The organism is Cognatundibacterium curvum, from assembly GCF_014284235.1.
Taxonomy (GTDB): Bacteria; Pseudomonadota; Gammaproteobacteria; order Burkholderiales; family Burkholderiaceae_D; genus Undibacterium; species Undibacterium curvum.
The window spans coordinates 171,872-185,693 of record NZ_JACOGD010000006.1 but is presented as its reverse complement, the minus strand read 5'-3'; the positions used below and the strand labels follow the sequence as shown (position 1 = coordinate 185,693).

Below are 13,822 nucleotides of genomic sequence, written 5' to 3'. Positions count from 1 at the left end.
CTGAATTCACAGAAAAAAGTCAGCTAAGATGCAAAAAGCTGACTTTTTCCATACTGGTAGCCGGCCTGGTGTGGACAGTCAAACTCTTGCCTACTGTTGATGATGTCTATTTTCAGAAATATTCCGGCATTGCGCCGCCTCTTGTACTGGAGCCTGGTCTGCAGCCTTGCTCTGACATCCCAGATCAGCCGGGCCGGAAGTCCTGCGGAATTTCTGACTTTGCTGGTCAGCGAAGAAACCGACGCGTATGGCAAAGTTATTCCGCTTTCCGAGCAAAATATCCAGCTGTTTCGCAGTCTGAGTAAGGAAATGCAGGTACAGCTGATCGTGCAACGCTATCCCTGGAAACGCGCGCTGGAGAAAGCTTATCAGGGCGAAGGTATGATATTTGGAATTTCTCCGACGGCCGAAAGGCGTAGCAAACTGGACTTTTCCCAGGTGGTCTACACCGAGCGGGTATACCTGATCACTCGCTGTCAAAGTAACTTTCGCTACGAAAAACTGCCGGATTTAGAAAATAAGCGCATCGGTGTAGTACGCGGCACCAGCTATGGTGAAGCGGTGGACCAACAAATGGGCAAACTGTTTCAGGTCGAGCAGGATACCAGCCGTCTCTCAGGGCGTATGACGAAATTGCTACAAGGCCGGATGGATGGTTTTTTTCACTACAGTTACCTGAATCCTTCTCCATTGGAACTGACTATCAATCAGCAGTATTTCTCAGAAATTCAAGGTCAGGCCAGCCAGTCAGGCAAATTGTTCTGCGTCCAGCCCAAAGCCATCTCCAGTGTGGATATCCATTTTGCGATACGCAATGACATCAATCAGGGCCGCTTACACAAACTGGATGCAGCCCTGATCAAACTCAAACAAAGCGAAGCATTCCAGAAAATGTTCAGCCAGTGAGGCGTGTTCAGCCGAGGTTCAGCTGTGCTCAAGCTTAGTCAGTCCTGCTCAGGCCTGACGGCGGATGCCAAAATCATGCTGTAATACCAGACGGGTGCTTGCTATCAGACTATTCAAGCCCAGCACTAAAGGCAGCAGATGTTCCGCTGCAATCAGCCAGACCTGTCCGCGTGGCGGCTGCACGCCAGTGATCGCACTCAGTACCGGCACCGCCCAGGCCGCTTCAGGCAACACATCGAGCAGGATATCGCCATCGCTATTGGTATGCAAATACAGCTCACCACCATGCAGTAAAGTAAAACATACTCCCTGCCCCTGCGAATGCTGTTGCGCTGGTATCAGCTGCTGCAGCTCACGGTTATACAAATCCAGCCAGGCTTCCGCCTCATGGATATCTTCCAGCACGACCCAGGGCAGGTCAGGATAGCGCTTCACTTCCGTTTTCATTCCATCTACTTTGCAAGTATGACCGGCGCGCGGTCGTTGAGAGACTAAGCATACCCGGCGGACTCAGATGTGCCACCGGGACGCAGATTGTAATGGATGGCGGCATGCTTGGGGTAAGGCTGAACTGGCGCTGCTAACCGTGGCACCATCTCTTGGGCCAGGATCAGACAGGTTTCCCGTTGTTGCAGGTGTACACTGCACAGTTTCAACTACTTCACTATCATACATGCTGCCGCCAGATTTCATGATACTCAGGATAGTGTCCATGACGTCTGGCTTCCCCCAGATTTTTTTGTAGTGACATCAACGGAGACTCAACATGAAATTACAACTGTCGCTGATCGCCTTACTTTCAGTCGCTGCTGCCAGCGTCAACGCGAGTACGGATATCAGCCTGAATATCGTCGATGAAAAAGGAGCAGGTGCCGCCATAGGCAGTATCTCTGCGGTCGATACCAAATACGGACTGGTGCTGACACCTGCATTGCGTGGACTCGCACCTGGCCTGCATGGTTTTCATATCCATCAAAATCCTAACTGCGACACCAAAGAAAAAGACGGCAAGCTGGTTCCTGCACTCGGCGCCGGTGGCCATCTGGACCCGGCAGGCAGCAATAAGCATGGTGAGCCTTGGGGCGATGGGCATTTGGGCGATCTGCCACCACTATTCGTCGATGCCGCTGGCAATGCAACGCAGCCAGTGCTGGCGCCACGCCTGAAACTTGCCGATCTGGCCGGGCGCTCAATCATGGTACATGCCGGTGGTGACAACCATTCTGATCATCCGGCACCATTGGGCGGTGGCGGTGCACGCGTCGCTTGCGGCATCGTGAAGTAAGCCTGCACTAAGATTCAGCATGACGTGCGGGCCGCAGCCACGAATGGCAAGGGCCTGCACACCCGCTTTAACTCACCTGACTATGTCTGTGATGTACTTGCCAGCACAGTGCGGTAATGCTTCAGGCGTACTGACCACCTGCTATTACGGAGAACTTTTATGCCCAAATCCCAGAATACTGTGCAAATCCAGTGGCTCAGCGAGGTGGAAGAACATGATTATCCGGCTGCAGAGTCTTATCTCAGCATTATCTACGCAGAGGACAAAGTCAGTGAATTGGTTGCGAAACTGAGAGATGCCGCCATCGTCAAATTCAAAGCTAAAGATATTTTCAGAGCCTCACAATTATCTTTGCTCGGTATCAGTAATTCGCATGTAGAAAAAGACAGAAAAAAGATCAGAAAAGGCGACAGCCTGTCACCTTTACTGTTGGTCAGAGATGAAGTGAATGCCAAGGTCATCATCGCTGATGGCTATCACCGGCTTTGTGCTGTGTATGGATTTGATGAGGATGAACTCATCCACTGCAAAATTGTGTGAGGCCTTACCAACAGCATCCAATACGGAAACTTCGTTATTGTATTTAAAAATTTTTTGTGGCGATACGCTTAGCTGCGCATGCGGCCTTTTGCTATGAAACGCCAGGTAATTTTCCTGGTGCAGACAAGTTTCTTAATCACATCGCAGTGGCAAACTACAAGACTGACCATACAAATTCCCGTCAGTTCAGGAATGATGATGAGGTGAATGTAATTGCATCATTTGCATCATTATGTTAATGTTGCCAGCTTAATTCGTATCCGCCTTAGCCGGTTTTTCTGGAGTAACCATAGAGATGAAGTTTGCTATTTCCCTGTTGAGCTTTGGTGTATTGCTGGTCGCGTTGCCGGCATTGGGCAATATGTACAACAATCATGAATTCACCAATCTGGTCGCAGTGATTGCAGCCACCAATACCACAGTCAATCCGCCTGAACCATCCATCCTTTGGTACGCCATCTCAGCAGGCACAGGCGCCATCCTGATCACCGTCGGCATCCTCGTTGGCTACTTAAAAGAATTCCCCAAAAAAGCAAGCGCTTAAACATCAACAAACTGTGCGTTGTTCAGGACGCACAGAATCAGACAAGTGCATGAAGTAAGAGCCTGCATACAAACATTTGATCTATGCGGCAGTGGAAACGACAGGCGTTTTGTTGTGCTACAAGCATCATTATGCTAATGTCAGTTTTGTCTTGGTAAATCAAGTCAGGATTCTTGATGTCTTGCTGCCCGCACTGTCAGAGGTCTCTCAATTTTGTGGATGTACGCAGAAAAGTACTGCGGGCTGGAGTAGCTTGGTCTCCGCCTGTTCTGTCACAGCCACTATGCCCTTTCTGTGACGGTGCGGTCAGGCCGCGAAGGCGCTTACTAAGCCGAACCATCCTTTTCTTTGGCACACTTATTTCGCTTCCTAGCGGTATATTGCTGGCAGTTTCATTGCCAAAGTCGGTGACACTGACGCTTGGTTTCGAGCTTATTGCAGTGGCCGGTCCAGTAATCGCTACCTTAGCCACTTTATGGTGCGCTAAAGCGATTATTCACTATGAAAAGTCAGATTCCTGACATGGCAGCCGGTCTGAGCGCCATGATGTTGTTTGACCTGCGCACCAGCGCAGTTGAACGGCGAGTTCTCGAGTTCTCGAGTTCGCGATTTCGCCATGTCAACATTCTGCACCAGCCCAACTCTGAACATCACAGCCGCCTATGAACATCTCCGACTTCAGCTTTGATCATGGAATATTCGCGCTGATACTGATTACGCCGCTCTTTCTGAAGCACTGGATCAGTGTAAGAAAAGCAAAGCTCACTAAACAGGCGCAAGATCGACTTGTCGATTCTTTAGTACGTGAAGGCTTCAATAACTGGTATCGCGTCTACGTCGCAAGAGCGTCGCATTTCTCAAAATCGCATACCTTGATTGAATTCGAAGCCAGGGGCGTATTAGTCAACTTGCAGGATCAGGTTCGCCTGATCGCAGAATTCCCTTCGGGTGAATGCCTGGACAAAACCTATCCGAAAGAGAATCTGAGACTACGCTGGATAGGCAAGAAGTGGCCTGCCAGTTCGAGCTTAGCATGGATAGCGATTGGATCAGATGAAGACAAACTGATGCTTTCCGCAGATGCCGCTTCTAATGCCTTACAGTCGAGCGAGGCGACAGCGGATATGTGCCTGAGAATAGACACAGAATTTCGTTTACCCGACAACGCCAGATCAGAATTCGCATTAGAGAAAAACCCCGTCTCGCTGACTGTTGTTTTAGCGTTTTTCCTGCTGCTGACATTTGCACTTGTTGATGGAATAGCTCTTAACAAATACAAATTGCTGGCGACCGCCTCAATGCAATTTGGGTTCCCGATTTTAGGCTTACCGGCACTCATGCTTTGTGTATTTCCAGTTTACCGCTTGCTCGCAAGAGCCAAAGTTCCGGTGAAAGAATCTCTGACCTTATCGTTGCTGGTAAGCATAGCGCTCTGTCTGGCTTACGTTCCAGCCATCAAGAGAATAGATCAACTTCTTTCTGACACTGGCTTCCAATCGTTCGCATATCGGCTTGAGAAAAAAGCGTCACTGGAACCCCTGTCCTCTGGACCGCCGACGATTGATTACGCGGGCAGAAAAGAATACTGGGCCCAATTTGATGAAGGCTCGGTTCACCATTTTGACCTGGTGCATGGACCACTGGGGCTCTGGCAGTTAGACCACTCTGAGACAGACCAAAAAATGCGACAGTTCTATGAGGGACGAAGGAAAAATAAAAAGTGATTGGTATGTTAGCTTCTTATTTTCAATCTAAAACAAGTGAGAGCGATCACAACCGCCAACGCAAGGCGCGCGCATAATGCGGTGTACGCGCTAAAGGGTATCCTCACTGATTCCATGCCTGAGGATCTCAGCTTAGGCATCTATACCGACCACGATGAAAAAATCAGACTTTGCGGTAAATTCGAGTGGCGGTTTACTTAATCTGCCTCACCTGCACCCCACGTTGCCGCAGTAAATCGGTCAGGCTGTTTTTGCCGGACAGGTGGCCGGCGCCGACTACGATGAACAGGCGTTTTCCGTTGTCCATCATGCTCAGGATTTTTTCGACCATGGGCAGGTTTCTGTCGTCGAGCAAGGCCTTCATGGTTTTGCGTGAGCCTTCGTCTTTATTCGCGATGTCTTCCATGATGCTGGCCAGGGTCTCGGCGTCGCCGCGCTTCCAGGCATCGATCATGAACTGAGTATCGCGTAAGGCTTCGCCGTTTTTCATGGCGCTCAGGGTTTGTGCCAGCATGGCATCGCCTTCTTCATCGCTGAGTCCGCCGAGTACCTGCGCCTGAAATTCCATGCTCTCCAGTTCGACTACGGTTTTCTTGTCTTTTTTGGCGCGCTCGATGAAATGCAAATCCACGCCCAGACGCGGGTCATAGCCGAGTTGAGAAAACACACCCATCATCAGGCCAGTCGCAACGATGGCGGGCTTCAGTGGCTGGAACTGAGCCGAGGCGGCGCCTACGGTTTTACGCAAGTCTTCCCAAGTCGATTTTTGCAGATGGTTTTCCAGTTTGTCGCCACCGCTGTACATCAGCAAAGGCATAGCTTTCAGATTGGCCTGGGCATCACTGCTATCGACTTCCACGGCCAGGGTATCCGCTTGCTGATAGGCTTGCTGCACCGCTTCGGGAAAAGGATAAAAGCTTTTTTTAGCCAGATGTACCGAGCCAAACAGATAGGCGGTTTGCCCACCTTGAACGACTTCCCATAACACGCCCTTGGCCGGGCTTTCCGGTGTGCGGCTGGCGCCTTCAGCCAGCACACTGCCAGCGATCAGCAGGCTGCCACAGACGGCAGCCAGACCTTGTGATAAGCGACGCAGTAATGGAAGGGTTGGGATCATGGTTTTATCTGTTTGAGTGTATGGTTCAATTGCTGCTGCTTACAGCGGATTCGTATCCTTGGGCTGGCTGAGCAAGGCTTTGAGATTCGCCAGTCTTTCTTTAGGCGTGAGTATCTCGTCTTCTTTGGGTGGGGCATCGCCCTCATCCAGTTTCATTTCTTTGATAAAGCGTGAAGGATCACAATGTACCGGCGCACCGGCACGTTTGCGCTTTTTGCACCAGGTCACATGCAGACTGCGCTGGGCGCGTGTGATGCCGACATACATCAGCCTGCGCTCTTCTTCTATGCGCGCCGCCAGGGTTTCTATCGGTGCGTCGCTATCGCCTTTATGCGGCAGTATGCCTTCTTCCACACCGACCAGAAACACATGCGGATATTCCAGTCCCTTGGAGGCATGCAGGGTGGACATGCGCACCGCGTCCGGTTCTTCGTCTTTGCCTTCCATCATACTCATGAGCGCGACCATCTGGGTCAGGTCAAGCAGACTACGGTGATCGTCGGTGCCGTCTTTACCGCCACTGCCCTTGGTTTTCAGCCACTGGGTAAAGTCGAGTACGTTCTGCCACTTGTTTTGCGCGGCGCGGTCATCGAAGCTGTCGTACAGATAGGCTTCGTAATTAATTTCTTTCATCAGGTCATCCAGCAATTGCTCGGCATGGCCTTCGCGATGGGCATGGGCCTCGACCTGATTGATGAAGGTGCAGAATTCGCGCAGCGGACGCAACTGGCGATCGGTCAGTTTCGCTTCTATGCCACCTTTGAACACGGCATTAAACAGCGAGCACTGCCATTGTCCGGCAAACGCGCCCAGCACTTCCAGCGTGGCCTGACCGACGCCACGCTTAGGCGTCGTGATAGCGCGGATGAAGGCAGGATCATCGTCTTCATTCGCGATCAGACGCAGATAAGCAATGATGTCCTTAATTTCAGCGCGGTCGAAAAAACTCTGACCACCGGAGATGGTGTAAGGAATACGTTCGCGTCGCAAAGCCTGTTCAATCACACGCGCCTGATGGTTGCCACGATACAGAATCGCGTAATCAGAAAATTTGGCGCGCCGCTCGAAACGGTGCGCCGACAGCATGATCGCAACCTGCTCAGCTTCTTGTTCATCATCGGCCATGCCCAGCACTTTGATGGGATCGCCTAAGCCATGTTCTGACCACAGGGATTTTTCAAACAGTTTGGGATTATTGCCGATCACCGCATTGGCAGCCTGCAGAATGCGGGTGGTGGAACGGTAGTTTTGTTCCAGCTTGATGATTTCCAGATTCGGAAAATCGACTTGCAGGGTTTTCAGGTTTTCTATGGTGGCACCGCGCCAGGCGTAAATCGCCTGATCATCGTCCCCCACCGCAGTAAACATGGGCTTCTTACCTATGCCTGTCACCAGCAGTTTGACCAGTTCGTACTGGCAGGTATTGGTATCCTGGTATTCATCCACCAGCAAATAGCGCAGGCGGCGCTGCCATTTATCGCGCACCGCTTCATTGTGGCGGAACAGCTCGACTGGCAAGCGTATCAGGTCATCAAAATCCACTGCCTGATAGGCCGACAGGGTGGCGACATAGCTGGCGTAAATCCGCGCCGCCGTTGCTTCATCCTCGTCTTTGGCCTGCTGCAGCGCCAGCTCAGGCGTGATCAGCGCATTTTTCCAGAGCGACATGGCGGTCTGGATGCGGCGTATCAATTGCTTATCGGTGGTGATCGCCAAATCCTGTACCAGTGAAAAGCAGTCATCGCTGTCCATAATCGAAAAGCGGTCTTTCAAACCCAGCGCCTGCGCTTCCTGACGCAGGATTTTGACACCCAGCGAGTGAAAGGTGGATACCGTCAATTGCCGCGCCTGGCGTGGCTCTGCCAGCAGTTTGCCTATCCTTTCCTGCATTTCCAGCGCGGCCTTGTTGGTAAAGGTCAGCGCAGCGATGTGTTTTGGGTCGTAACCGTGTAATTCAATCAGGTTCACGATTTTTTGGGTAATCACGCGGGTCTTGCCGGAGCCGGCTCCGGCCAGCACCAGACATGGGCCGTCCATGTAGTTGACTGCATTGCGCTGGGGGGCATTTAATCCGTGTGACATAACTCGCTCTTCTGGTTGAGCGACGTATTCTAGCCCAGAGCGGGAACTCTTATCGAAATTCCGCTACTAAGCTGCGCAAGAGCGCTCAATCAGCCAGACAATACAAAAAACAGCCACGCAACTGGTGGCAACAAAGGGGGAATGACATGAATCAGCAATATCAGGCCGGCCGTCGCCGTGTGATCGCAGGTCTGCTCAGTATGCTGGGCGGTATCAGCGCCAGTCCGCTGCTAAGAGCGACGGAATCCACAGCCAATGCTGTTCCAGCCAGACTCAGCGAAGCAGAGATGCAAACTGCAGCATGGATACGCGAGCATGCACTCAGCGATAACCGCAGCTATGAAATTCTGGAGAGCCTGACTACCGAAGTTGGTGCACGCCTGGCTGGCAGCGAAGCCGATCTGCGTGCAGTGGCCTGGGCCGAAGCAAAAATGCGTGCGCTGGGCTTGGACAAAGTCTGGAAAGAGCCGGTGCAGTATCCGGTCTGGCAGCGGCTGTCGGAACAAGCCAGTGTCATCAGCCCCTACCCACACCGCTTACAGGTCACTGCACTGGGCCACAGCGTATCGACCCCGGCTGGCGGGGTGCAGGCCGACATCGTACACGTCGCCAGCCTGCAAGACTTAAAAAATACTGATGCTGCCAAGGTGCGCGGCAAGATCGTGTTCATCGACCACAAATTGAAGAAATCGACAGACTATGGCGAGGTTGCTGCGGGCCGTTCGCGCGGTGCGTCGGAAGCAGCGCGCAAAGGTGCGTTGGCTCTGGTGATACGCTCAGTCGGCACCGACAGCCACCGGCTGCCGCATACCGGCGTGATGCATTACGATGAAGATGCACCACGCATCGCGGCCGCCGCGATCTCGAATCCGGATGCCGATCTGTTAGTACGCATGCTGAAGCGTGGCGAGCCGGTGCGGCTGGATTTGCGCATACAGACTGCGATGGAGGGCAACTTCACTTCGTATAACGTGATCGGTGAATTGCGCGGCAGCGAACAGCCGGATGACTATGTGCTGATCGGTGGACACCTGGATTCCTGGGATCTGGGTACCGGCGCAGTCGATGATGGTGCAGGCTGCGCCATCACGCTGGGTGCGGCGGAGTTTTTACGCCGTCATCAGTTGCGTCCACGCCGCAGCATACGCGTGGTGCTATATGCCAATGAAGAGCAGGGCCTGATCGGCGGCCGCGCTTACCATGCCGCGCATCGCCATGAGATCAGCCGCATCCAGGCTGCCTCGGAAGCCGATTCGGGTCAGGGACCAGTCAAAACACTGCGTTCCGATGTCGTCCCTGCTGCACTGGTGGTGGTCGGCCAGATGCAGCAAGTACTGACTGGACTGGGCGTCAGCGCCGGTGGCAATCAGGCCCATCCGGGACCGGATATGGGCGTGCTGCGCGAAGCCGGTGCAGCCAGCTTCAGTCTGGATATGCAGGCTGATGATTACTTCGATGTGCATCATACGGCCGACGATACCTTCGATAAAATCGAACCTGTACGCATACGCCAGTCCTGCGCTGCGTTTGCGGTGTTTGCCTGGATGGCGGCGCAATCGCCAGTGGATTTCGGTTCCGGTGATGAGTTAATTCAGGGCCGAAAAAACCGCACTGCAGGCTGAACCAGGGTTTGCATCACAGTTTGCATAAGAATTTGTACAGTGCCCTGAAGCGATACGCTGTGCCTGGCTTCAGGCACAGCGCAAGGTACAGCAGCGCAAACTCCGGTAAACTATGCCCAACTTGAAAGGGCAACCCATGAAATTTGAACATCTGATCGAAATCAACGATCTGCTCAACCCCCTCGCTTACTTCATCACGCGCGAACAATTGTGGCGCGGACTGATATTGCGCGCCGAAGCGCCAAAAATGTTTGTTCCTTATCTGGATGAAGCGCTGATCGCAGAACGCACCGAAGTCAGCATGCAACGCACACTGAAATACGGTGCGCTGGAAGTGCGCGATACCGTGACTTTCGAGCATCAGCAACATGTGCATTACGCGGTACCGGCACAAGGTGAAATCACGCCTTCCACACTGCGTATGCAAATCGAAGAACCGCAAGAACAACGCCTGTTCCTGCGTTTTACCTATGACGACGGCATGCCGGAAGCGGAAGACCAGGAAAGCAGGATGTACAACAACTACCGTAAATCGGCTTATCAGGACGCAGATATTGATACCGTCAAAGTGATACGTGAACTGGCAGAGGCCGGCCGGCTCGATGCATTGCCTAGCTGAGTCATAAAATTCTTGCCGGACAAACACATAAACTGATATTTTTTTGTTATTATTGAAATTAACAGGATTGACACATTGAACACAGCAAGGCCTTAAAACGCAGCCTGCTGAGAAAATAGGTGTCTATCCTGATCAACAGAAAACAATCAGGGCTCATCCGTTCATCCCGAAAAGTGATTGCCAGCTTCTGCCTACGGTGATGCAGATACAGTCCTCAATTCCATCAGGAGACTGCAATGCGCAAGACAAACCCCACATCCTTACTGAAACAAAGCAGTGCCGCGGGCATGCTGCTGATACTGAGCGCCTGCGGTGGCGGTAGCGCTGGTGACGAAGTTGCAAATGACATCAGTACTGGGCTTCTCTGCGGATTATTTAATTGCAAAGATTCAGCGGATCTGGCCTTGCAGGATATTTCCACGCGCTTTGTCGTTACACAGAGCAATGGCGTGGTGCAGATTAGTGGACGCCTGGGACAAAGTGCCAATATCGTGACCGTGGTTCGCACCAGCGGCAATGACCAGCTCAGCGCCAGCGCCAATGGCCAGACGGTGCCGCTCAGTGCCGCTGATGAGCTGCGTTCCCGCTACAGCGCACAAATCCCGGATGCGAGTGTACAACCTGTCGTTACTGTGAATTTCATCAGGGGTGGTACCGCCTATCCGAATATGGTCACACTGCCAGCGGTATTCAGCATCGTGAATCCTGCTGGCCCTGTGACCCTGGCACGCAGTGCAGGCAAGCTGCGGGTACAGTTCAGCCGCAACATGCAAGGTAACACGTCTGTCCGCGTCGCCATGAAATGTACGCGCTACGATGGCAGCAGTTTCAACGAGCAATCTGATTTGTCGTTCAAACTGGAACCCGACGCCTATCGCATTGATACCCTGGATCTGGACCGCGTGCTGAATGCGCGCAGCGTAGCGGCCAATAACAATAATGCGAATACCGCATTGGTCAGTTCTTGTGATCTGGAGTTGATCTGGTCAAATTACACGACCGGTACTACCCACCCGAGTCTGAATAAATACAGCACTATCAGCGGAGAGCGAAGCGCCAGCCATCAGGTGTTTTATGATGCCAGGTTGTAATTCAATTCCCTAAGGCAATTTTTCGTTAAATAATTGTTAAATGTTATTTAATCATTTCATTTTTGACAAAAATTAACAGCCACTAACAGGATTGCTGCCCTAGCATGCAGGAACTGGTGAACGACTGAGTGTCACCAAGAACTTAATTGACAGGAGAATCGACATGAAACGATATGCAGCAGAATTTTTCGGCACTTTCTGGTTGGTGCTCGGTGGCTGTGGCAGCGCAGTGCTGGCAGCTGCTATTCCCGGCGTGGGCATAGGTTTGCACGGGGTCTCTTTGGCATTTGGTCTGACCGTGCTGACGATGGCGTTTGCAATCGGCCATATTTCAGGCTGCCATTTGAATCCCGCGGTATCTGTGGGTTTGTGGGTAGGCGGACGCTTCCCTGGCAAGCAATTGTTACCTTACATTGTTGCTCAGGTCGCCGGTGGCTTGCTGGCTGGTGGTGTGCTGTTGCTGATCGCCAGCGGCAAGCCTGGCTTTGATATCAGCGCTGGCTTTGCACTGAACGGCTATGCTGAACATTCGCCTGGTGGCTATTCGATGGTTGCTGCGCTGGTCACAGAAGTAGTGATGACTGCCATGTTCCTGCTGGTAATTATGGGTGCCACCGATGCGCGCGCACCGAAAGGTTTTGCACCTATCGCCATCGGCCTGTGTCTGACACTGATACATCTGATCAGCATTCCTGTGACGAATACCTCAGTCAATCCGGCACGCAGTACCGGCGTTGCCTTATTTGCAGGCGGCTGGGCAGTAGAACAATTGTGGCTGTTCTGGGTAGCACCCCTGGTGGGAGCCGTCATCGGTGCAGCTGTGTATAACTTCCTGGGCAGCTCCGAGGACTAATACGGAAACAAAAGCATCAATGAATGCTTAAGTACGTTTAAGCATGTTTAAAAAAACAGCAGCTGCAAAGCTGCTGTTTTTTTACGCCGGGAATAACTGATTGCTCTCGCAATTTGCGCGTGCTGCAGTACGCAGTATGCGTAACATGCACAATACGCATAATAAAGCCCTTACAATACTGACATAACGATCATTTCTGCTGGGAATTGGATATGGCTTTGGAACACCTCTCTTATGGCTCGGACGCGACCGGTTTAATTTGCGGCTATTTGTTCGGTGCCGATCAGGCGGGTAAAGCCATTTCCAGCGAAGAAGCGGCTCACTGGCTGCAACAACGCCAGCTGGCGGATGACGGCAGCTTTATCTGGCTGCATTTCAACCTCAGTAATGTGTCGACAGAAAAATGGCTGCATGAACACGCCGATGCGCCTGAAGAATTTTTTGAAACCCTGCATGAAGGCTCACGCTCAACCCGGATCGAGCATGCAGATCAGCATCTGATCGCCGTGGTGAATGATGTGGTGCATGATTTTTCCTACGAAGCCTCAGATATTGCCACGCTGTGGGTATGTCTGAATCAGGGCATGATGATCAGTACCCGCCGCACCTCACTCAAAGCCGTGGATCGATTGCGCCATGCGGTGAACCATGGTGAGCGTTTTCATTCGCCAACGGATTTACTGATCCATCTGCTGCGCGACCAGGCCGATGTACTGATCGGTATCGTCCGTACCGTGATTCGTAAAGTCGATGAAATCGAAGACCATTTACTGGCTGAGCGTCTGAATCATAAGCGAGCCAATCTGGGTGGGATACGCCGCGTATTAGTGCGCCTGCAAAGGCTGTTAGCGCCAGAACCCGCGGCCTTATTCCGTCTGCTGCAAAAACCGCCAGCCTGGGTTGCCGAAAGCGATATTCAGGAGTTACGGCAATCGACAGAAGAATTCGCCATGGTACTCAGCGACATGGCTTCTTTGCAGGAAAGAATTAAACTGCTGCAAGAAGAACTGGCGGCCAGTGTCAATGAACAAAATAACCGGTCACTGTTCGTATTGACTATCGTAACGGTGCTGGCTTTACCTATCAATATCATCGCCGGTCTGCTAGGCATGAATGTGGGCGGTATTCCACTGGCGCAACATGAATTTGGCTTCTGGATCGTAGTCGCGATCGTCATCAGCTTCACGCTGATCGCCGGATGGCTGGCATTCCGCAGCCGGCGTGAAGAATAAATCAAGCAGCAAAGTCATTTGTGCGTCTTCCTTAAGACACTCGTGCGCTTAAAACGCGCATAAGCTAAAAAAACAATAATATTCCTTGCTGAACACCAATTATGCATGGCAATGTACTAATTGCTGCCAAACTTTGATGTACCATAGGGCGCTCAGACTCTTTAGCATTTTCTCAATAGAAGAATGCCGCCTTACAACATGATGAGT

General features: G+C 52.0%; 13 protein-coding genes. 10 read left to right on the top strand and 3 right to left on the bottom strand.

Annotated features, from left to right (window positions below; translation table 11 throughout):
* The first annotated feature begins 99 nt into the window (after positions 1 to 99).
* Positions 100 to 906 (top strand): substrate-binding periplasmic protein, encoded by an 807-nt coding sequence (locus H8K43_RS12690; protein ID WP_186904181.1) that lies wholly within the window; start codon positions 100 to 102, stop codon positions 904 to 906.
* Between the two features lie 48 nt (positions 907 to 954).
* On the opposite strand, the gene H8K43_RS12685 is transcribed toward H8K43_RS12690, so the two are convergent.
* Positions 955 to 1,353 (bottom strand): hypothetical protein, encoded by a 399-nt coding sequence (locus tag H8K43_RS12685; RefSeq protein ID WP_186904180.1) that lies wholly within the window; start codon positions 1,351 to 1,353, stop codon positions 955 to 957.
* A 319-nt stretch (positions 1,354 to 1,672) separates the two neighbouring features.
* On the opposite strand from H8K43_RS12685, the gene sodC reads away from it, so the two are divergent.
* From sodC to H8K43_RS12665, 4 genes are all read left to right on the top strand, one after another.
* Positions 1,673 to 2,191 carry a superoxide dismutase family protein gene (gene sodC / locus H8K43_RS12680; RefSeq protein WP_186904179.1) on the top strand — a complete coding sequence of 173 codons (519 nt, stop codon included), beginning with the start codon at positions 1,673 to 1,675 and terminating at the stop codon, positions 2,189 to 2,191.
* Between the two features lie 159 nt (positions 2,192 to 2,350).
* Positions 2,351 to 2,731, top strand: coding sequence for a hypothetical protein (locus H8K43_RS12675; RefSeq protein ID WP_186904178.1), 381 nt, complete (start codon positions 2,351 to 2,353; stop codon positions 2,729 to 2,731).
* 295 nt (positions 2,732 to 3,026) lie between these two features.
* The gene (locus H8K43_RS12670; RefSeq protein ID WP_186904177.1) at positions 3,027 to 3,275 is read left to right on the top strand and encodes a hypothetical protein; all 249 of its coding nucleotides are present in this window, start codon (positions 3,027 to 3,029) and stop codon (positions 3,273 to 3,275) included.
* A gap of 662 nt (positions 3,276 to 3,937) precedes the next feature.
* Complete coding sequence (locus tag H8K43_RS12665; protein ID WP_186904176.1) at positions 3,938 to 4,999, top strand: hypothetical protein; 1,062 nt, start codon at positions 3,938 to 3,940, stop codon at positions 4,997 to 4,999.
* Positions 5,000 to 5,192: 193 nt separating this feature from the next.
* Here the strand turns inward: H8K43_RS12665 and H8K43_RS12660 are convergent, their stop codons facing one another.
* Positions 5,193 to 6,116, bottom strand: a complete 924-nt coding sequence (locus tag H8K43_RS12660) for a TraB/GumN family protein (RefSeq protein ID WP_186904175.1) — start codon at positions 6,114 to 6,116, stop codon at positions 5,193 to 5,195.
* A 39-nt stretch (positions 6,117 to 6,155) separates the two neighbouring features.
* Entirely contained in the window at positions 6,156 to 8,198 is a 2,043-nt protein-coding gene (locus tag H8K43_RS12655) for a UvrD-helicase domain-containing protein (protein ID WP_186904174.1), read from the bottom strand.
* A 146-nt stretch (positions 8,199 to 8,344) separates the two neighbouring features.
* On the opposite strand from H8K43_RS12655, the gene H8K43_RS12650 reads away from it, so the two are divergent.
* The 5 genes from H8K43_RS12650 to H8K43_RS12630 all read left to right on the top strand — a co-directional run bounded on the left by H8K43_RS12650 (position 8,345) and on the right by H8K43_RS12630 (position 13,615).
* A complete protein-coding gene (locus tag H8K43_RS12650) occupies positions 8,345 to 9,820 on the top strand; it encodes a M20/M25/M40 family metallo-hydrolase (protein WP_222611032.1) in 1,476 nt (491 codons plus the stop codon).
* A gap of 136 nt (positions 9,821 to 9,956) precedes the next feature.
* Positions 9,957 to 10,439, top strand: a complete 483-nt coding sequence (locus H8K43_RS12645; protein ID WP_186904173.1) for an SRPBCC family protein — start codon at positions 9,957 to 9,959, stop codon at positions 10,437 to 10,439.
* A gap of 236 nt (positions 10,440 to 10,675) precedes the next feature.
* On the top strand, positions 10,676 to 11,530 hold the full coding sequence (locus tag H8K43_RS12640) for a hypothetical protein (protein ID WP_186904172.1): 855 nt from the start codon (positions 10,676 to 10,678) through the stop codon (positions 11,528 to 11,530).
* 163 nt (positions 11,531 to 11,693) lie between these two features.
* Positions 11,694 to 12,383, top strand: a complete 690-nt coding sequence (gene aqpZ, locus H8K43_RS12635) for an aquaporin Z (protein WP_186904171.1) — start codon at positions 11,694 to 11,696, stop codon at positions 12,381 to 12,383.
* A 212-nt stretch (positions 12,384 to 12,595) separates the two neighbouring features.
* Entirely contained in the window at positions 12,596 to 13,615 is a 1,020-nt protein-coding gene (locus tag H8K43_RS12630; RefSeq protein WP_186904170.1) for a transporter, read from the top strand.
* Positions 13,616 to 13,822: the final 207 nt, after the last annotated feature.